This window comes from Rhodospirillum rubrum ATCC 11170 (assembly GCF_000013085.1).
Taxonomy (GTDB): Bacteria; Pseudomonadota; Alphaproteobacteria; order Rhodospirillales; family Rhodospirillaceae; genus Rhodospirillum; species Rhodospirillum rubrum.
This window is the reverse complement of record NC_007643.1, coordinates 3962491-3980474: the sequence shown is the minus strand read 5'-3', so window position 1 is coordinate 3980474 and position 17984 is coordinate 3962491. Positions and strand designations below refer to the sequence as shown.

Below are 17984 nucleotides of genomic sequence, written 5' to 3'. Positions count from 1 at the left end.
CGGTTGATCTGGGAAAACCGGCGCGGCGTCAGCGCCCGCCGGCCGATGGATGCCAATGGGTCAGGCGCTTTTCCAAAAGGGCGAGCAGGCCATAGAACCCCGATCCGGCGACGGCGGCGACGGCGATGCTCGCCCAGACGATATCGGTGTTCATCCGCGACACCTCGGTCGAGATGCGAAAGCCCATGCCGACGATCGGCGTGCCGAAGAACTCGGCGACGATGGCGCCGATCAGCGCCAGGGTGGCGTTGATCTTCAGGCCGTTGAACAGAAACGGCAGGGCCGCGGGCAGGCGCAGCAGCACCAGGGTCCGCCCCCAGCCCGCCGCATAGCTGCGCATCAGATCAAGCTGCTCGGGCTCGGCGGCGCGCAGGCCGGCCAGGGTGTTGACCAGCATGGGAAACAGCGTCATCACGACGACGACGGCGGCCTTCGACGGCCAGTCGAAGCCGAACCACATCACCATGATCGGGGCGATGCCGATGATCGGCACGGCTCCGGCCAAGCTGGCGATCGGCAAAAGGCCGCGCGCCAGGAACGGCACGCGATCACAGGCCAGGGCCAGCAGGGCGCCAAGCAGCGAGCCCAGCACATAGCCGGCCAGCGCGCCGCGCAGCACGGTTTGGACGAAATCGGCCCACAGGGTGGGGGCATGGGTGGCCAGGGCCAGCGCCACCGCCGAAGGGGCAGGCAACAGCACCTTGGGCACATCGAAAACCCGAACGGCCATTTCCCAGCAAAACAGCAGCCACAGACCAAACAGCAGCGGCACGGCCAGCCGGGCGGCGCGCTGTCCGGCGCCAACGGGCAGGCCGGCCAGACGGTCCATGCCATGCCAAGCGAGGAAGGTGGTGATGGCGCTCCACAGCCCGACCTCGCCGAGATCGCCGCCTTCAAGGGCGCGGAAGGCGGCGGTCATCGCCAGCAGGGCGCCCAGGGCGAGCAGCCAGGGGGTGCGCGTCGGTCCGCCGGGGCGGGCGAGGGTGGTGTGGATCATACGAAGCCCCCCGTCAGCCGGCGCACCAGCCATTCCGCCCGTCCAACCAGGAAAACCAGGAACAGCGACAGCGCGGCGGCCATCACCAGGGCCGCCCACATCTGCACGGTCTGACCATAATAACTGCCCGCCAGCAGCCGGGCGCCCAGACCCATCGCCGCCCCCGTCGGCAATTCGCCGACGATGGCGCCAACCAGGGCGGCGGCGATCGCCACCTTCATGCTGGCGAACAGATAGGGCAGGGCGGCGGGCAGGCGCAGCCGCCAGAACACCTGGGAGGGCCGGGCGGCATAGGTGCGCATCAGATCCATCGACAGCGCGTCGGCCGAGCGCAGGCCCTTGACCATGCCGACGGTGACGGGGAAGAAGCACAGATACATGCTGATGATCGCCTTGGGCACCAACCCGGTCAGGCCGATGGCGCCCAGCACCACCACCACCATCGGCGCGATCGCCAGGATGGGGATGGTTTGGCTGGCGATCACCCAGGGCAGCAGGCTGGCTTCGAGCACGCGGAAGCGAACGATGCCCACGGCGATCACCAAGCCCAGCAGCGTGCCAAGCACGAAGCCGACCAGGGTCGACGCCCCGGTCACCCCGGTATGGAGCAGCAGGCCGCGTGGGCTGGTCGGCTTGGTCATCACCACGCTTTTCCACAGTTCGGCCCCGACCTGAACCGGGGTCGGCAGGATCGGCCGCTGGTGGGTGGCGGCGGCTTCCAGGCGCTGGCCGATCGACCACTGCTGGCCCGAGCGCACCATCGCCTGGTCGACCAGCCCTTGATTGAGCAAAAGGGCCGCCGCGTACCACAGGCACAGCAAGACCGCGCCGACGACGAGAACGGGAAAGGCCCGTCCGACCCAAGCGGCCGGTCCCTTGGCGTTAGTGGCCATCATGGCCTTCCCGCAGACCCAGGCGCACCCGGGCGGCCAGGGCGCGAAACTCCGGCGCGTCGCGCAGGGCCGCCGTGCGCACGCGGGGCAGCCCGGAGCAATCGACGACATCGATCACCCGGCCGGGGCGCGGGGTCATGACGATCACCTTGGTCGACAGGAAGATCGCCTCCGAGATCGAATGGGTGACGAAAACGCAGGTTTTGCCGGTTTCGCGCCACAGATCGGTGAGTTGCTGGTTGAGATCGTGACGGGTGATCTCGTCGAGGGCGCCGAAGGGTTCGTCCATCAGCAGCAGATCGGGCGCCAGGGCCAGGGCGCGGGCGATCGACACCCTTTGGCGCATGCCCCCCGACAGTTGGAAGGGGAACTTGCCCTCGAAGCCGGTCAGGCCAACGCGGGCCAGATTGTCGCGGGCCCGCGCCTCGCGCTCGTCCTTGGGCAGGCCGATGATTTCCAGCGGCAAGGTGACGTTGCGCAAGACCGTGCGCCAGGGAAACAGCGCTGGAGCCTGGAAGACATAGCCGTAAAGCCGGCGTTCGCGGGCCTCGTGGGGCGAGACGCCCTCAACGGTGATGCTGCCGCCGGTCGGCTGTTCAAGATCGGCGATGACGCGCAGCAGCGTTGTCTTGCCGCAGCCCGAAGGCCCGATCAGCGAGACGAAATCCCCCGCTTCGATCGTCAGATCAACGTCCTTCAGGGCGTGAACCGGGGCATCGGTGCCGGAATAACTCAGACAAAGACCATCCGCGCGCACCATGTGCGGGCGCGATCCGGCGACGGGCTCCGGGTGGCGGAACGGATTATGGGGCGTCATGCTCGCGCCTTGGGCGGATTGGGGAAAAGAGGGCGTATCGCCCAAATTAACGGCAGTGGGGCGACCAAGGCCGCACCCTAGAGCATTTTTCGCCAAAGGGAAAGCGCGGGAAAAGACCGGCGCGCGACGTTTTCGGGCGAAGGGAGCGACGCTCCCCGAGGAGGCGGGGAGCGCGCCCACGCGGGCGGGAAAGCCGTTTCAAGCAGGCAAGGGGGGCGGATCCGGGAAACGCCGGAGGATCGGGCGTTTTCCGGCCCCCTTGGCCTTCTTTTGCGCGGGGAGGCGCGAGGATCCCGGGCCCTCCCGCCGCGACGGTGGAGCGGTGCGCGTAAACCCTGCTTCGCGCATACCGCTAATAAACTGATAGGGGAGCAAATCGTCGTCGCACTCTGGAACAGGGTGCTCGGGATTTGCTTTAGAAAGCGGCGCTGACGGTCAGATAGAAGGACCGTCCGGGTTCGTTCACCTGCACCGCCATCGGATCGAAGGTATTGGCCTTGTTGAGGTGCTCGGCATAAGTGGCGTCCAGCAGGTTGGTCACGCCGACGCCGATCTCGAAGGGCTGAAAGCTGGTCAGGGTGGCGTGGAGATCGACGGTCGCCCAGCCCGGGGTGTCATCGACATCGCGCCCCGATCCGGTCAGGGTGCTGGTATCGGCCCGGCCCTGGGCGAGGGCGCCGCGCAACCGCCCGCCCACCGTCCAGCCGCCACCGTCATAGGTCAGACCAAGACCCATGGCCACCGGCGGGATCTGGGCCAGCGGCCGGTCGTGATCGAGATCTTGACCGACAGTCACGGCGAGGCTGGTATCGATGATCCAGTCCTTGAGCACGCGGATATCGCCGCCGGCCTCGATGCCGCCGATCACCGCCGTGGTGTTGGTATAGACCCGCGCCCCATCGGCGCGCAGAACCCCATCCTTGCCGCGCGCCCGGGTATCTAGGATATAGTCCTCGACCATATCGCCATAGGCGCTGATGAAGGCGGTGCCATCCTGGCCTTTCCAGGCGGCGCCGACATCGATCTGATGGTGTTTTTCGGGATCGAGGCCGGGATTGCCCACCCATCCCATCGATCCCGAGCCGCTGGCGATCGAGCGTTCAGTGGTATCGGCGGTGCGCACCGCCCGGCTCAGCCCGCTATTGAGCGTGATCCCGCCGCCAATGTCGTGTTCAAGGCGCAGAACGCCGCCCAGATTGACCTCGACGCTGTCGTCGAAGTCTTCGCCGTAATAGGCGCGATAGAGATCATTGGCGCTGCGGGCCATCCCCATCGAGGAAACGGCCGGAACCCGGTCGGCCAAGCCGGCGCTGGCATAGACCACATCCAGGCGGCCACCGGCGACGACGCGGGTGGTGGCGTCGACCGGTAGCGTCGATTCGGCGAACAGGCCGATATCGGAAATCGTCACATCGGGCCACATGTAGCTGCGCAGGCGGTTCACCGTGGTCGAACTGCCGCCCATATAGCCGATGGCCGTGCGGTTGTTGCTCAGCACATCGAAGCCGATCTGGGTGGCGCTGCCCCACAGCGCCAGATCGGCCATCGCCTTGCCGCCGACGGTGGTCGAATCGGTGATCGTTTCGGAAAACGACGTGACGTTGGAGCGCAGGGAATAGGTGTCCATCACATGGTCCACCCGGTTGCCATAGGCCGAGAGGCTGATCTTGCGCAGGATCTCGCCATCGACCTCGACGCCGGCGCGCATCCGTCCGCCGACCGTCGTCGCCTCGGGACTGTCCATCATGCCGTTGAATTCGGCGTCGAGAACCTTGTCGAGCGAGATGGCGCTTTCCAGGAAGCTGCCGTCCTTGCTCTGATAGCCGCCCGTCAGACTGCCGCCAACCTGGGTGAAGCCCGAACGGACCTCGTTGCCCGAGCCGTCCTCATAGCCGTCGGCGCGGCTGATCCCGCCCTCGGCCCGCACGAAGGCGCCGTTCAGCGCCGCCGAAGCCTCGGCGCCCGAGGTCACCCCCAGGCCGTTCGAGTCGACGGTGGTGAAGGCCCGCCCCGAAACCGGCTGATCCCAGGCCGGCAGCTCCTTGTCCAGGCGGATGGTGCCGCCGCTCGCTCCCGGGCCGTTGGTCACCGTGCGATAGCCGCGCGTCACGGTGAGGGTGTCATAGGACCCCGGACGGGCAAACGAGGTCGGCGGATCCATCCGCCCCGGGCAGCCGCCCAGGGTCATCGTGTCATCGGCGATGACGGCGATGGCGCCTTGCTGCTGACCGCGGATCACCGGCTCGAAGCCATGGCCGCCGGCGCGGCCGACGGCGACGCCGGGCACCGAGCGCAACATCTCGCCGGTTTCCTGAACCGGGGACCGCGCCGGATCATCGGCGTCGATCCGCGTGACCTGGGGGCTGGCGAGGTCTTTAAGAAATTCGCTGGTGATGACCAGCGGCGCGGTAACCGGGTCATCGGCGCGGGCGTTGGCGGGCGGCAGGGTCAGAACCAACAGGGCGCAGAGCCCCGTCTGGCCCAGAAGCCGGGGCCGTAACTGGGAACACGACATGGGAAAGAGTCTCCCGATCCTTAAGATCATGGCGAAGCCGGGTGAGCGGGGGAAAAACTCCCGCGCTCACGCTCAAAGCGAAGAGGGATCAGACGGATCGGGTCGGCGGATCGCGGGCGCGTGGCGGCAGGAAGCCGGACGCTTGCAGGGCCGCCTCGCCAGCGAGGCGCAGCGCCAGGGCCTGGGCGGCGGGCGCCGGCAGGGTGGGGAGCGAGGGGGCGAGCAGCCCGGCCGCGCCATTGGTGGCGGGATAGCAAAAGAAGCAATGGGGATCGCCCGCCCCATCGGGACGGTCTTGGGGTCCCTCCCCGGCGGCAAAGGCGCGATCAAGGGGCAGGCAATGGACGGCCAGGGCATCGCCGAGCAGCGGATCGGCGGGCACGCCCAAGGATACCCCGGCCAGCGTGGGCATCAAAATGCCCAGCCAGACGACGGCCATCATTAGGATACCGCGCATCCCCCGCCGGTCCGCCATTCCCGCGATCGTCCCCCTAAGCCTTATAAAAAATGCAAGTTAATCTTAGTCCATTTTCGCCGCCGGTCCAGACCCGCCGCAGCTTGGACGGCTTTTTAGGGGATGGGCGGTTTTCCGGGTGGGCAAGCAAACCGTCCACAGCGTCGTCGCCTTGGGGTCCGCGGCGCCCGGGATCGGCCGCAAGCCGCTCACTGCTGCCCCACCGCATCGACGATGCCGCCGGGGCAGCCCGGATCGACCGGGGGAACGGCGGCGATGCGCGCCGCCAAAACTCCGGCCACCTCCGGGCCAAGGGGACCGGCCAGGGCTAGCTTGATCTCGCCGATCAGCGATCGCCCGCCATCGCGGACGCAAGACACGCTGACCCGCTGACCGGCCCCGGCTCCGAAAGCGGCGTCGAAGGCCTGACGCAAGTCCGCCGTCTCCAGCCGGCCGCCGATCCGCCCGGCGACCAGGGCGCGCACCGGCGAGGCGTTAATCGCCTCAAGCAGGGCGAGGGAGGCGGCGTAATAGGCCTCGGCCCCCGGCCCGGCCCCGGCGTCGGCGCAGGTGCCATGCTTGATCCATTCGTGGCGATCGAGGAACGAGGCGGTGCCGGGCATCGCCCGGACAAGGGCCCGGCGCGTCGGCTCGCTCAGCGCTACGGCGGGCAGGCGGTCCCAGGCGCCCTCCTTATCCAGGGCGACCGCCGCCGCATCGACACCGCAATAGGCCCGGCCGCGCGGCTGGGGCCATAGGCCGTGCAGGGCGAAGTGATCGGCATCAAGGCGATCGGCGGTCTGGCTGGCGCATTCGGGCTTGGTCGGCCGGCCTTCGCAAAAGGCCGGTTGCCAGCTCAGGGCCAGAACGAAGGCCGAGGTCGAAGACGCGGCCGAAGACGGGGTCGAAGAGGGGGCCGAAGAGGGGGCCGAAGACGGGGCCGCGCCGGCTTCCACCGCCAATTGTCCGCAGTCCAGGGCCGCCCAGCGCCGCGTCGGGGTGGCTTCGGCGACGGTGAGCAGAACATGGGTGGCTGCCGCGCGATTGGCCGCCGTCACCGGGTAGGCCCGCCCGACCTCAAGGCGGACCTCGCCGGGATTGGTTTGCTTGCGCAAGGAGACAAAGGCCGGGCAGGCGCGTTCGGCAAGGAAGCTCCCCACAAGCGGCTCTTCGGCCAGGGCGGGAGAGAGGGCGGGCGCGGCCAGCAGCCACCCCGCCCCAAGAAAACGGCCAAGAAAACCCCGGCCGAGCAAACCCCTGCCAAGCAATCCCATGATCATCATTCCCCTCGCTCGCTTCGCCGGTGCCGGCGCGATCTTAGCCTCCCCCAATACCCGTCGCCGGGGATCTTTTCAAAGACTTCCCGTCCCTTGACCCCGGGCTTGCCTTCGTCCATCCTGGGGGACATGGACAAGCCCCCTCCCACGGTTCATGGAACCGCCATCGCCCGCGATGGCTGGGCGGTGTTATTGCGCGGTCCGTCAGGCTCGGGAAAATCCGATCTGGCCCTGCGTATGATCGACCGGGGCGCCGTGCTGGTCGGCGATGATCAATTGATCGTGCTGGCCGGCCCCGCCGGTCCGGCCCTGGCCCCGCCCGATCCGTTGCGCGGCCTGATCGAGGTGCGCGGCCTGGGGCTGGTGGAAATGCCCGCCGCCATTGATCCCGTGCCGCTGGCCCTGGTCGTCGATCTGGTGCCCGGCGGACCGATTGAGCGCCTGCCCGATCCGGCGCAAGCCGATATTGGCGGCGCATCGGTGGCTTTGGTGCGACTCGACCCCTTCGAGGCCTCGGCCCCGGTGAAACTTGACCTTGCCCTGGCGGTGGCGCGGGGGGATAGTAAGCTCGCCTGTTGATCAGGCTCTCCCGATAGCGTGTTTTTCGCCCGCCGGTCGTCCGGGAACGCGGACCGTTGAAGCCCCGCGCCTTGCGTCCCCCCCTTGGGCGACAGACACCTCGGGACGGCCCTTTGGGCCGATCCGCAAGCCTCCTTCGCCTCAGGGATCCCGCTCCTTTGCCCACAGACATCGCTCCCGACCCCGCCGAGGCCCCCCCGTCCCCCGCCGCCGACCGCAGGGTGATCGTCGTCACCGGCATGTCGGGAGCGGGGCGGACAACGGTGCTGCGCGCCCTTGAGGACATCGGCTATGAGGCGGTCGACAATCTGCCGCTGTCGTTGTTCGAGGCCCTGACCCAGGGCCGTTGGGATCAGCCGCGGCCGCTGGTCCTGGGGATCGACACCCGCACCCGCGGCTTCCACGCGGCCACCGTTCTGGCGGCGATCGAGCGGCTGGTGGCGGCGACCGGCTTTGACGTGCGGCTTTTGTTCATCGATTGCGACGACGAGGTGCTGGTCCGGCGCTATACGGAAACCCGCCGCCGCCACCCGCTGGCCGTCGATCGGCCGCTGGCCGACGGCATCGCCCTGGAACGCGCCCTGGTGGCGCCGCTCAAGGAACGGGCCTCGCGCTGCCTTGATACCAGCATTCTGCCCCCGGCCAAGCTGCGCGCCGTCATCGAAGCCGAATTCTCCCTCGACCACCGGCCCGAGTTGGCGATTTTCGTCTCGTCCTTCGGCTTCCGCAATGGCCTGCCGCGCGAGGCCGATCTGGTGTTCGACGTGCGTTTCCTGGCCAATCCCCATTACGAGCCCCATCTTAGGGAAATGACCGGCCTTGATCCGGCGGTGGCGGCCTATGTCGCGGCCGATCCCGATTTCGCCCCCCTCATCGATCGGGTGACGGCGCTTCTGGCTCTTTTGGTGCCGCGCTATGAAAAGGAGGGGAAGAGTTACCTGACCATCGCCATAGGCTGCACCGGTGGCAAACACAGGTCGGTTTACACGGCCGAGCGTTTGGCGGCATGGTTGAACGAAACGGGGCGGCGGGCCCATGTCCGCCACCGTGACCTCAAGGAGACCCCCCGATGACGCAGGCCGTCCGGGACCTCGTACCACAGGGATCGACCTCATGATTGGCATGGTTCTGGTGACCCACGGACGTTTGGCGGTGGAATTGATCAACGCCACGGAACACGTCATGGGAAAGCAGGAGAACATCGCCGCGGTCTGTATCGGCCCGGAGGACGACATGGAGGAGCGGCGCCAGGACATCTTGCGCTGCATCGACAAGGTCGATACCGGCGACGGGACCATCCTGCTGACCGACATGTTCGGCGGCACCCCGTCCAATCTGGCGATTTCGGTCATGGAAAAGGCCAAGATCGAAGTGATCGCCGGGGTCAATCTGCCGATGCTGATCCGCTTGGCCACCGTGCGCGACACCCAGTCGCTGCAAGACGCCGCGACCAGCGCCCAGGAGGCCGGCCGCAAATACATCAACGTCGCCTCGCGGCTGCTGACCCAGAATCCCTAAGCGGACGCCTTATCGGCGAGGATGGGGCTGATCCCCCGCGCCTCCGCGACCATATATCCAAAGGACGCGATGGGAATCGCGACCAAAAGGGCTTGCGGGGAAAACCGTCACTCGCCTTTGCGCTCGCCCAGGACCCTGATCGCGAAGCGAATCATCATGGCGCTCTCTTCCAGAGTGCCGGGGGATTTGCTCTAAAAGAACGCGCCAAAAGGGGCGACTTCCCGCTAGAACGGAAGCGCCGGCCCCCCCCTTCCGATCATGCGGGGCCCTTCTCGAGGAAACTTTGGGAGCATGACTTTGCCCACGACCGTCCAGGAGTCCGTCGACGGCGCCATCGCCCGCGACGCCACCATCGTCAATCGGCGCGGCCTGCACGCCCGGGCGGCGGCGAAATTCGTCAAGACCGCCGAAACCTTCAAGGCCGAGGTCACCGTCACCAATCGCGGACAAGCGGTGTCGGGGCGCTCGATCATGGGGCTGATGATGTTGGCCGCCGGACCGGGGACCACCATCTCGCTCTCCGCGATTGGCGAGGACGCCGATACCGCGCTGGAGGCGCTGTGCGCCCTGATCGCGGACGGGTTCCATGAAGAGTGACGCGCCAAGCGACCGTCCGTCCGTCGATCGCCCGCCGACCCTGCCGCCGCGGGCCTTGCGGCTGAGCGGTTTGGGCGTCGGGCCGGGGATCTGCGTCGGCACCGTCCATCTCCATGAAATCGGCTCGGTTCCCGTTCCCGAATACAAAATCCCCGCCGCCCGCGTCGAAGACGAATGCGCCCGGCTGGCCGAAGCGGCCGAACAGGGCAGCCGTCAGCTTGGCATGCTGCGCGGCCGGGCCCGCGAGTTGCCGGGCGGCGCCGGCGAGGAACTGGGCTATCTGCTTGACGCCTATCAGAACATGCTCAAGGGCTCGCGGCTGCTGCGCGGCGTCGAGTCCCGCATCATCAACGAAAAGATCAATGCCGAAGCGGCCATCCGCAACGAGATGGACGCCATGGCCGACGTCTTCTCGGCCATGCAAGACAGCTATCTGGCCTCGCGCATCGAGGATGTGAAGGATGTCGGCTGGCGGCTGATCCGGGTGCTGACCAAGGCCGCCTATCGCCCCTTCACCTTGCTGCCGCGCAACGCCGTGATCGTCGCGGGCGAACTCAGCCCGGCCGACACCGCCCTGCTTGATCCCAAGCAGGTGGCCGGCATGGCGCTGTCAAGCGGCGGCGCCGATTCCCACACCGCGATCATGGCCCGTTCCCTGGGCCTGCCCGCCGTGCTCGCCATCGCCGATCTGATGCGCCATGTGCGCTCGGGCGATATCATCTGCCTGGACGGTCGCACCGGCGAGGTGGTGATCGATCCCGACCGCGAGACCCTGGCCGATTTTCGCAAGCGCCGCGCCGATTTCCTGCGCGGCCGGCGCAATCTGGGGCGGCTGCGCGATTTGCCGGCCGAAACCCGCGATGGCGCCCGGGTGCGGCTGATGGCCAATGTCGAGCTTCCCGCCGAGGTTGAAAGCGCCCGCCAGTCGGGGGCCGAGGGCATCGGCCTGCTGCGCAGCGAATTCATGTTCATGAACCGCACCGTCCTGCCCGACGAGGAGGAGCAGTATCATTTCCTGCGGGGCATGGTCGCGGGCATGGCCGGTCGGCCGGTCACCGTGCGCACGCTCGATGTCGGCGGCGACAAGTTGAGCGATGCCCTGGGCCTGCGCGACTGCGCCAATCCGGCGCTTGGCCTGCGCGCCATCCGCCTGTCGCTCAGCCGCCCCGAATTGCTCGAGATCCAGCTCGCCGCCATCTTGCGGGCCGGCGTCCACGGGCCGGTGCGTATTTTGCTGCCGATGATCAGCACGGTCGAGGAGCTTGACGCGGTGCGGGAGATCCACGCCAAGGTGGTGGCGCGGCTGCGCCAGCGCGGCGTTCCCTTGCCCGAGCCCCTGCCGCCGCTTGGCGTGATGATCGAGGTTCCGGGCGCGGCGCTGTCGGCCGACGCCCTGGCGTGGCGCTGCGATTTCTTCGCCATCGGCACCAACGACCTGACCCAATACACCCTGGCCATCGACCGCTCCGACGAATCGGTCGCCCATCTTTACAACCCCCTGCATCCCGCCGTGCTGCGGCTGATCCAATTCACCGTGGAAGCCGCCGAGCGCGCCGGCATTCCGGTCTCGGTCTGTGGCGAGATGGCCGGCGATCCGCGGCTGGCGGCGGTTCTGGTCGGCCTGGGCGTGACCGAGTTGTCGATGTCGGCGGCCAATATCCCGCGGGTCAAACAAAACATCCGCCGGCTGTCGATGATCGATGTCGCCCGCCAGATCCAGGCGATCATGGCGATCAACGACGCGCCGCGAATCGCCGCCCTGGCCGATGCCCTGCTGATCGAAAGCGACCGCGTCAGCGAAAAATTGGCCTGAGGGAGACTTTCGCCCTCGGCTAAAATCTACTTGATAAGGATATAAAGATATCTTTATATTCCCGCCGCCGCCCTCGCATGCGGCCCCTTCCCTATTGCGGAGAGCAGCAATGAGCTTCACCGATTATGTGGTCACGGACATTTCCCTGGCGGACTGGGGTCGCAAGGAGATCGACATCGCCGAAAGCGAAATGCCCGGGCTGATGGCGACGCGGGCCGAATACGCCAAGGCCCAGCCGCTCAAGGGCGCGCGGGTCGCCGGCTCGCTGCATATGACCATCCAGACGGCGGTGCTGATCGAGACCCTGGTGGCGCTGGGCGCCGATGTCCGCTGGGCCTCGTGTAACATCTATTCGACCCAGGACCACGCCGCCGCCGCCATCGCCGCCGCCGGCATCCCGGTTTTCGCCCGCAAGGGGGAAGGCCTGGAGGATTATTGGGACTACACCCATAAGATCTTCGAATGGGCCGATGGCGGCACGCCGAACATGATCCTTGATGACGGCGGCGACGCCACCTTGCTCATCCACCTCGGCGCCCGCGCCGAAAAGGACGCTTCGCTGCTCGACAATCCGACCAGCGAAGAAGAGGAAGTGCTTTACGCCGCGATCAAGGCCCGTTTGGCGGCCAAGCCCGGCTGGTATTCCACCGTTCTCGCCGCGATCAAGGGCGTGACCGAGGAGACCACCACCGGCGTTCACCGGCTTTACGAGATGGAGAAGGCCGGGACCCTGCCGTTCCCGGCGATCAACGTCAACGACTCGGTGACCAAGTCGAAGTTCGACAACAAATACGGCTGCCGCGAATCCCTGGTCGACGGCATCCGCCGCGCCACCGACGTGATGATGGCGGGCAAGGTCGCCGTGGTCGCCGGCTATGGCGATGTCGGCAAGGGCTCGTCGGAATCGCTGCGCAGCTCCGGCTGCCGGGTGCTGGTGACCGAGGTCGATCCGATCTGCGCCCTGCAGGCGGCCATGGAGGGCTTCGAGGTGGTGACCATGGAGGACGCCGCGCCGCGCGGCGATATCTTCGTGACCACCACCGGCAATATCGACGTCATCACCCTTGATCACATGCGGGCGATGAAGGATCGGGCGATCGTTTGCAACATCGGCCATTTCGATAACGAGATCCAGGTCGCCGCCCTCAAGAACCTCACCTGGAACAACGTCAAGCCGCAGGTCGACGAGATCACCTTCCCCGATGGTCACCGCATCATCCTGCTCGCCCAGGGCCGGCTGGTGAACCTGGGGTGCGCCACCGGCCACCCCAGCTTCGTCATGAGCGCCTCGTTCACCAATCAGACCCTGGCCCAGATCGAGCTGTTCGCCAATAACGCCGATGGCAAATACGCCAACCGCGTTTACGTGCTGCCCAAGCATCTCGATGAGAAGGTGGCCCGCCTGCATCTGGAAAAGCTTGGCGTGCGCTTGTCCACCCTGTCGCCCAAGCAGGCCGCCTATATCGGCGTGACGCCCCAGGGCCCGTTCAAGGGCGAGGCCTACCGCTACTAGGACCTCATACGGCTCCGGGCCTTTTTTCGCCCGACTCCGCTTGGCTGACGGCCCCTTCCGCAAGGAAGGGGCCGTTGGCGCTTTCGCCGGCGGGGGAGATCGGCGGGGCGCCGCGCCCTCGTCCGAAGCCGCTTGCATTTTCCGTAACGCCCGGCCACGCTTCCCGCCCTTTTCCCGCTTCGGCGATGGCCCCTTCCCATGTTTTCGGACCCCTCCTTCGCCGATTCCGTTCTGCCGACCCAGATCGGAACCCTCATCGTCCTGGTCGCCGGGACGGTCGCCGTCCTGATGGGCGGGCTGGCCCTGCGCTGGCGCTCGGCTTGGCTGCGCAGCCTGGAGAGCCGCCATCAGGCCGAATACGAAGCCGAGGCCCTGCGCGAGATCCTGGCCACCGCCAGCGATGGCTATTACCTGTGGGCGCTTGACGGGCCGTTGCGTGGACGCGAGTTCTGTTCGCGCCGGCTGGCGGTGCTGTTGCGCCTGCCCTCGGGCGTCAATGCCGAGCTGAAGGAAATCATCGGCGTTTTCGCCGAAGGCGACGCCCAGGCCCTCGAAGGCATGATCGCCGTGCTGCGCCGCGAGGGCCGGGGCTTCGTTCTTGACCTTTTGCTCGCCGCCAGCGGTCGGCGGGTGCGCACCGTCGGCATCCGCGCCAACGCCGGCGACGGCCACGCCCTGGCCGATCTGCTGTGGATGCGCGACGTGACCGAGGAAACCCGGGTTGGCGATGTGCAAGGCCGCCGCGCCCAGGCCCTGCAGGCCGAACGCGACCGCCTGCGCGCCGTGGTCGACGCCCTGCCGGCGCCGATCTGGACCCGCGACGACAGTCTGGCCATTGGCGATGGCAATACGGCGCTGGCCCGGGCCCTTGACCTGGGGTCGGCCGGCGATGCCTTGACGGCGCGCCGCGAACTCGCCCCCGGGGCCACCGGTCAGGAAATGCGCGCCCTGGCGGCGCGTAGCCGGGCGGCCGGACGCCCGGCCCGCGCCCGCTTCCACGCCGTGCTCGACGGCGAGCGCAAGCTGCTGGAAATCACCGAGACGCCCTTGTCCGAGGGACCCTTGCGCGGTCACACGGTTGGCATCGCCCAGGACATCACGCCGATCGAAGAGGTTGAAAGCCGCCTGGAGCGCGAGACCGAGGCCCATGCCGAGGTGCTTGAGCGCCTGGGCTCGGCCATCGCCATCTTCGGCGGCGATACCCGCTTGTCGTTCCACAACGCCGCCTTCGCCAGCCTGTGGGGGCTCGAGTCCGATTGGCTCAACGGCGAGCCGTCCTATGGCGATTTCCTTGAACGCCAGCGCGAAAACCGCCGCCTGCCCGAGGTCGCCGATTTCCCGGCCTATAAGGCCGGCGAACTGGGCTATTTCACCAAGCTTCTGCGCCCGCGCGAAGACATCTTGCACCTGCCCGACGGCGCCACTCTGCGCCGGGTGATCGCCCCCCATCCGCTGGGCGGGCTGATCACCACCTTCGAGGATGTCACCGACAGTCTGGCCCTGGAACGCTCCTACAACCAGCTGACCGCCGTGCAGCGCGAGACCATCGACCACCTGCACGAGGCGGTCGCCGTCTTTGGCGCCAATGGCCGGCTGCGCCTGTCCAATCCGGCCTTCTCCCAGCTGTGGAGCGGCGCCGGTACCGACAGCGAGCCCCAGGCCGCCGCCCTGCTTGACGACATGGAGGCGGCGATGATCGCCGATGGCGCCTGGGAAACCTTCCGCCGCCGGCTCTGCGTTCGCGACGAAAGCGCCGGTCCGCGCAACGGCCGGCTGGTGCGCCGCGACGGCCGCCATCTTGATTACGCCACCGTGCCGCTGCCCGATGGCGGGTTGTTGCTGTCGATCCTCGACATCACCGACCGGGTGCGGGTGGAACAGGCCTTGAGCGAACGCACCGAGGCCCTGCGCGCCGCCGATATGATGAAAAGCGAATTCATCGCCAATGTGTCTTATGAATTGCGCACGCCGCTGACCACCATCTCGGGCTTTTCCGAGATCCTGTCGGGGGCCTATTACGGCGAGCTCAATACCCGTCAGCGCGAATACGCCGAGGTGATCACCGAAACCTCGCGCCAAGTGGTGCGGTTGATCGACGAGATCACCGATCTGGTCAGCATGCAGGCCGGCAAGCTGGCCCTGGAACTTGACGCCTTCGACATCCACGCCGCCCTGGCCGCCGTGCTGGCCCTGGGCCGCGAATCGGCGCGGCGCCGGGGCGTCACCTTGAATTTCGACTGCCCGCCCGATGCCGGCTGGATGGTCGCTGACGAAACCCGCATCAAGCAGATCCTCTTCCACCTGATGTCGAACGCCATCACCGGCACCGACGCCGGCGGTCAGGTGACCCTGGCCGTGCAACGCGAGGACACCCCCGACGGCGGCACCATGGTGTTCACCGTCGCCGATACCGGACGCGGCATGGACGAGATCTTGCAAACCCGCGCCTTTGAAAGCTTCGCCAAGGGCCCGCGCGCCGATGGCGCCGGCCTGGGGCTGGCCCTGGTGCGCCGCTTCGTCGAACTCCACGGCGGCGCCGTCGATTTGGTCAGCGTGCCCGGCGAAGGCACCACCGTCACCGTCCGCATCCCCACCTCGGGCTGAGGGCGGCGGCGTGAAGCGGCGGCGGCCGCCGCCCTCCTTTTAAAAGGGGTCAGATGCGGTAATGGGCCTTGGCCAGGAGTCTAGCCAGGCAAGGTGGCCATCCCCGAAGATGGTGTTGAAGAACCACGGGGTCCGAAGCGATCGGCCCCAAGCATCGACGGGGATAGCCATGGACTACTATGCCGGCATCGACGTTTCATTGGAACTGAGCAGCGTGTGCATCGTGAACCAGGATGGCAAGATCTTTCGGGAAGTGAAGGTGGCGAGCGATCCGGAAGCGCTGATTGGCCTGTTCGGCGGGCTTGGTGTGACGCTGAGCCGGATCGGCCTGGAAGCCGGACCGTTATCGCAGTGGCTGCACGCCGGACTGACGGCTGGCGGATACGATGTGGTTCTTTTGGAAACCCGTCATGTCAAAGCCGGACTGTCGGCGATGACGGTGAAGACCGACCGCAAGGATGCGCGTGGCATCGCCCATTTGCTGCGGATGGGGTGGTTCCGTCCGGTGCATTGCAAAACCAACTCGGCCCAGGAAATCCGGGTGCTGCTGGTGGGGCGCAAGCTTCTGCAAAGCAAGATGGGAGACCTCGAGCAAGGCATTCGCGGCCTGCTGCGCGGCTTCGGCCTCAAAGTCGGGGTCATTAGCAAGGGGCGGTTCGCCGCCCGCATCCGCGAATTGGTGGCCGGGCAAGCCATGTTGGAAACGGTCGCCGAGCCGATGCTGCGCGCCCGCGATGCCTTGCGTGCGGAATTCACCCTTCTGCATCGCCAGATTTTGGCGATTGTGCGAAGGGACGACCTCTGCCGCCGCCTGATGACGGTGCCGGGCGTCGGCCCCCTGGTGGCGCTTACCTTCAAAAGCGGGATTGATGATCCCAGTCGCTTTACCTCGTCAAAGACGGTCGGCGCCCATTTCGGGTTGACCCCGAAGAAATATCAATCGGGCGAAACCGACATTACCGGAGGCATCACCCGCACCGGCGATGCCATGGTACGGATGGCGCTCTATGAGGCGGCGCAGGTGCTGCTAACCAGATCCCAGCGCTTCTCAAGCTTGAAGCGCTGGGCCTTGGAGGTCGCCAAGCGACGCGGCATGAAGCGGGCCAAGGTGGCCCTGGCCCGCAAGTTGGCCACGGTGCTCCATCGCATGTGGATCGATGGCAGCGACTTCCGTTGGGGGAAGGAGATCACCTCGGCGTAAAAGGAAATAGCTTTCAGGTGGGACTGAACGGTTCCGCCTTCCGAGGTCCCGTCGCCGGGACGCGGAGTCCGTTGAAGCCGCAAAGGGAGTTGTGCCCTGGAGCACGCGGGTCAGATCGGCTCACGGATTCCCTCTGATAGCATGGTGTGGCGGCCACGTGCCGACCACGGACGGAAGCGTGAGACGGCGACGAGACAACTCTCGGGGGTTGACACCAGAAGGCCCATTACGGAAGACCCCCTTTTCTCCGCGCCCCGCTAACTTCCCCGCCCCTTCCCCGCGAAAAAATCTCCCCGTCGGCCTTGCATCAGACTGTGTTTCGATATATCTATAATTTCGTTATATCGAAACACTATCGAGGACATCACTATGAGACATCTTTTCACCCATCCCCTGGGCCAACGCTTTGGCCGGGGGCCGATCGGGCGGGCTTTTGAGGGGTTGGCCCGGCATGGCCATGGCTTTGGCCATGGCGGCGAGGGCGGGCATCGCGGCGGTGGGCGGGGCGGACGGGGCGGCTCGATGGGGCGCTTCTTTGATCACGGCGATCTGCGCTTCGTCATTCTCGGCCTGATTGCCGACAAGCCCAGCCATGGCTATGAACTGATCAAAGCCATCGAAGACCGGGTCGGCGGCGCCTATAGCCCAAGCCCCGGGGTGATCTACCCCACCCTGACCCTGCTTGACGAATTGGGTTATGTGACGGTCAGCACCGAAACCGGCCCGCGCAAGCTTTATGCGATCACCGATGAGGGCTTGGCCTTCCTCGAGGCCAATCGTGATACCGTCACCGCGGTTTTCGCCCGCATGGACGAGGCCGGCGAACGCCGGGGCGGCGGGACGGCGCCGCAGATCGTCCGCGCCATAGAAAACCTCAAGCTGACCGTTCGCCTGCGCTTGGATCGCGGGCCGCTGTCCGAAGCCGAGACTGAGACCATCGCCAAGGCCCTGGACGACGCGGCGGCGACCATCGAACGGAGCTGAAGGGACACGGCGCGATGGAAACACCCGACGAGATCACCGCGCTCCGGACCCTGCTGGCCGAAGCGCTTGATCGCCTTGCCGGCCCGCCGCCGCCCGCCGCCGAAGCCGCCCCGGCGACGGCGAGCTTTCGCTGGCGCCAAAACCGCCGGGGCCCCTGGCGCAGCGAGGGGGACGACGGCTCGGCCGCCGGCCCTTGAGCGACGCCCCCCTTAAGCGCCGCCG

The 17984-nt window shown here is 67.0% G+C and carries 16 protein-coding genes; 10 read left to right on the top strand and 6 right to left on the bottom strand.

Annotation, left to right across the window (positions count from 1 at the left end; all coding sequences use genetic code 11):
• Positions 1–28: 28 nt before the first annotated feature.
• From RRU_RS17850 to RRU_RS17825, 6 genes are all read right to left on the bottom strand, one after another.
• Positions 29–997 (bottom strand): ABC transporter permease, encoded by a 969-nt coding sequence (locus RRU_RS17850; RefSeq protein WP_011391202.1) that lies wholly within the window; start codon positions 995–997, stop codon positions 29–31.
• Entirely contained in the window at positions 994–1890 is an 897-nt protein-coding gene (locus tag RRU_RS17845; RefSeq protein WP_011391201.1) for an ABC transporter permease, read from the bottom strand. The genes RRU_RS17850 and RRU_RS17845 overlap by 4 nt, the downstream gene beginning before the upstream one ends.
• Positions 1880–2707, bottom strand: a complete 828-nt coding sequence (locus tag RRU_RS17840; RefSeq protein ID WP_011391200.1) for an ABC transporter ATP-binding protein — start codon at positions 2705–2707, stop codon at positions 1880–1882. The genes RRU_RS17845 and RRU_RS17840 overlap by 11 nt, the downstream gene beginning before the upstream one ends.
• 415 nt (positions 2708–3122) lie before the next feature.
• A complete protein-coding gene (locus tag RRU_RS17835; RefSeq protein ID WP_011391199.1) occupies positions 3123–5222 on the bottom strand; it encodes a TonB-dependent receptor domain-containing protein in 2100 nt (699 codons plus the stop codon).
• 88 nt (positions 5223–5310) lie between these two features.
• Complete coding sequence (locus RRU_RS17830; RefSeq protein ID WP_162470635.1) at positions 5311–5679, bottom strand: hypothetical protein; 369 nt, start codon at positions 5677–5679, stop codon at positions 5311–5313.
• A gap of 206 nt (positions 5680–5885) precedes the next feature.
• Positions 5886–6959, bottom strand: coding sequence for a ribonuclease T2 family protein (locus tag RRU_RS17825; protein ID WP_014626596.1), 1074 nt, complete (start codon positions 6957–6959; stop codon positions 5886–5888).
• Positions 6960–7082: 123 nt separating this feature from the next.
• Between RRU_RS17825 and RRU_RS17820 the strand changes: the two genes are divergently transcribed.
• The 10 genes from RRU_RS17820 (at position 7083) to RRU_RS17775 (ending at position 17959) form a co-directional block, all read left to right on the top strand.
• Positions 7083–7532 carry an HPr kinase/phosphorylase gene (locus RRU_RS17820; protein ID WP_042440508.1) on the top strand — a complete coding sequence of 150 codons (450 nt, stop codon included), beginning with the start codon at positions 7083–7085 and terminating at the stop codon, positions 7530–7532.
• 158 nt (positions 7533–7690) lie between these two features.
• Positions 7691–8605: an RNase adapter RapZ gene (gene rapZ / locus RRU_RS17815; protein ID WP_014626595.1), complete on the top strand. Its 915-nt coding sequence runs from the start codon at positions 7691–7693 to the stop codon at positions 8603–8605.
• Between the two features lie 40 nt (positions 8606–8645).
• Positions 8646–9050 carry a PTS sugar transporter subunit IIA gene (locus RRU_RS17810; RefSeq protein WP_011391194.1) on the top strand — a complete coding sequence of 135 codons (405 nt, stop codon included), beginning with the start codon at positions 8646–8648 and terminating at the stop codon, positions 9048–9050.
• Between the two features lie 291 nt (positions 9051–9341).
• The gene (locus tag RRU_RS17805) at positions 9342–9647 is read left to right on the top strand and encodes an HPr family phosphocarrier protein (protein ID WP_014626594.1); all 306 of its coding nucleotides are present in this window, start codon (positions 9342–9344) and stop codon (positions 9645–9647) included.
• A complete protein-coding gene (gene ptsP / locus RRU_RS17800; RefSeq protein ID WP_011391192.1) occupies positions 9637–11460 on the top strand; it encodes a phosphoenolpyruvate--protein phosphotransferase in 1824 nt (607 codons plus the stop codon). The genes RRU_RS17805 and ptsP overlap by 11 nt, the downstream gene beginning before the upstream one ends.
• A 109-nt stretch (positions 11461–11569) precedes the next feature.
• On the top strand, positions 11570–12973 hold the full coding sequence (ahcY, locus tag RRU_RS17795) for an adenosylhomocysteinase (RefSeq protein WP_011391191.1): 1404 nt from the start codon (positions 11570–11572) through the stop codon (positions 12971–12973).
• A gap of 198 nt (positions 12974–13171) precedes the next feature.
• A complete protein-coding gene (locus tag RRU_RS17790) occupies positions 13172–15577 on the top strand; it encodes a PAS domain-containing sensor histidine kinase (RefSeq protein WP_011391190.1) in 2406 nt (801 codons plus the stop codon).
• A 169-nt stretch (positions 15578–15746) separates the two neighbouring features.
• Positions 15747–16778, top strand: a complete 1032-nt coding sequence (locus tag RRU_RS17785) for an IS110-like element ISRhru3 family transposase (protein ID WP_011391189.1) — start codon at positions 15747–15749, stop codon at positions 16776–16778.
• A gap of 369 nt (positions 16779–17147) precedes the next feature.
• A complete protein-coding gene (locus tag RRU_RS17780; protein ID WP_011391188.1) occupies positions 17148–17762 on the top strand; it encodes a PadR family transcriptional regulator in 615 nt (204 codons plus the stop codon).
• Between the two features lie 14 nt (positions 17763–17776).
• The gene (locus tag RRU_RS17775) at positions 17777–17959 is read left to right on the top strand and encodes a hypothetical protein (protein WP_011391187.1); all 183 of its coding nucleotides are present in this window, start codon (positions 17777–17779) and stop codon (positions 17957–17959) included.
• Positions 17960–17984 lie beyond the last annotated feature (25 nt).

Bases quoted from the DNA above. Each gene is read 5' to 3' on its own strand.
- RRU_RS17850 (WP_011391202.1), bottom strand. From the start codon at position 997: ATGATCCACACCACCCTCGCCCGCCCCGGCGGACCGACGCGCACCCCC.
- RRU_RS17845 (WP_011391201.1), bottom strand. From the start codon at position 1,890: ATGGCCACTAACGCCAAGGGACCGGCCGCTTGGGTCGGACGGGCCTTT.
- RRU_RS17840 (WP_011391200.1), bottom strand. From the start codon at position 2,707: ATGACGCCCCATAATCCGTTCCGCCACCCGGAGCCCGTCGCCGGATCG.
- RRU_RS17835 (WP_011391199.1), bottom strand. From the start codon at position 5,222: ATGTCGTGTTCCCAGTTACGGCCCCGGCTTCTGGGCCAGACGGGGCTC.
- RRU_RS17830 (WP_162470635.1), bottom strand. From the start codon at position 5,679: ATGCGCGGTATCCTAATGATGGCCGTCGTCTGGCTGGGCATTTTGATG.
- RRU_RS17825 (WP_014626596.1), bottom strand. From the start codon at position 6,959: ATGATGATCATGGGATTGCTTGGCAGGGGTTTGCTCGGCCGGGGTTTT.
- RRU_RS17820 (WP_042440508.1), top strand. From the start codon at position 7,083: ATGGACAAGCCCCCTCCCACGGTTCATGGAACCGCCATCGCCCGCGAT.
- RRU_RS17810 (WP_011391194.1), top strand. From the start codon at position 8,646: ATGATTGGCATGGTTCTGGTGACCCACGGACGTTTGGCGGTGGAATTG.
- RRU_RS17805 (WP_014626594.1), top strand. From the start codon at position 9,342: ATGACTTTGCCCACGACCGTCCAGGAGTCCGTCGACGGCGCCATCGCC.
- ptsP (WP_011391192.1), top strand. From the start codon at position 9,637: ATGAAGAGTGACGCGCCAAGCGACCGTCCGTCCGTCGATCGCCCGCCG.
- ahcY (WP_011391191.1), top strand. From the start codon at position 11,570: ATGAGCTTCACCGATTATGTGGTCACGGACATTTCCCTGGCGGACTGG.
- RRU_RS17790 (WP_011391190.1), top strand. From the start codon at position 13,172: ATGTTTTCGGACCCCTCCTTCGCCGATTCCGTTCTGCCGACCCAGATC.
- RRU_RS17785 (WP_011391189.1), top strand. From the start codon at position 15,747: ATGGACTACTATGCCGGCATCGACGTTTCATTGGAACTGAGCAGCGTG.
- RRU_RS17780 (WP_011391188.1), top strand. From the start codon at position 17,148: ATGAGACATCTTTTCACCCATCCCCTGGGCCAACGCTTTGGCCGGGGG.
- RRU_RS17775 (WP_011391187.1), top strand. From the start codon at position 17,777: ATGGAAACACCCGACGAGATCACCGCGCTCCGGACCCTGCTGGCCGAA.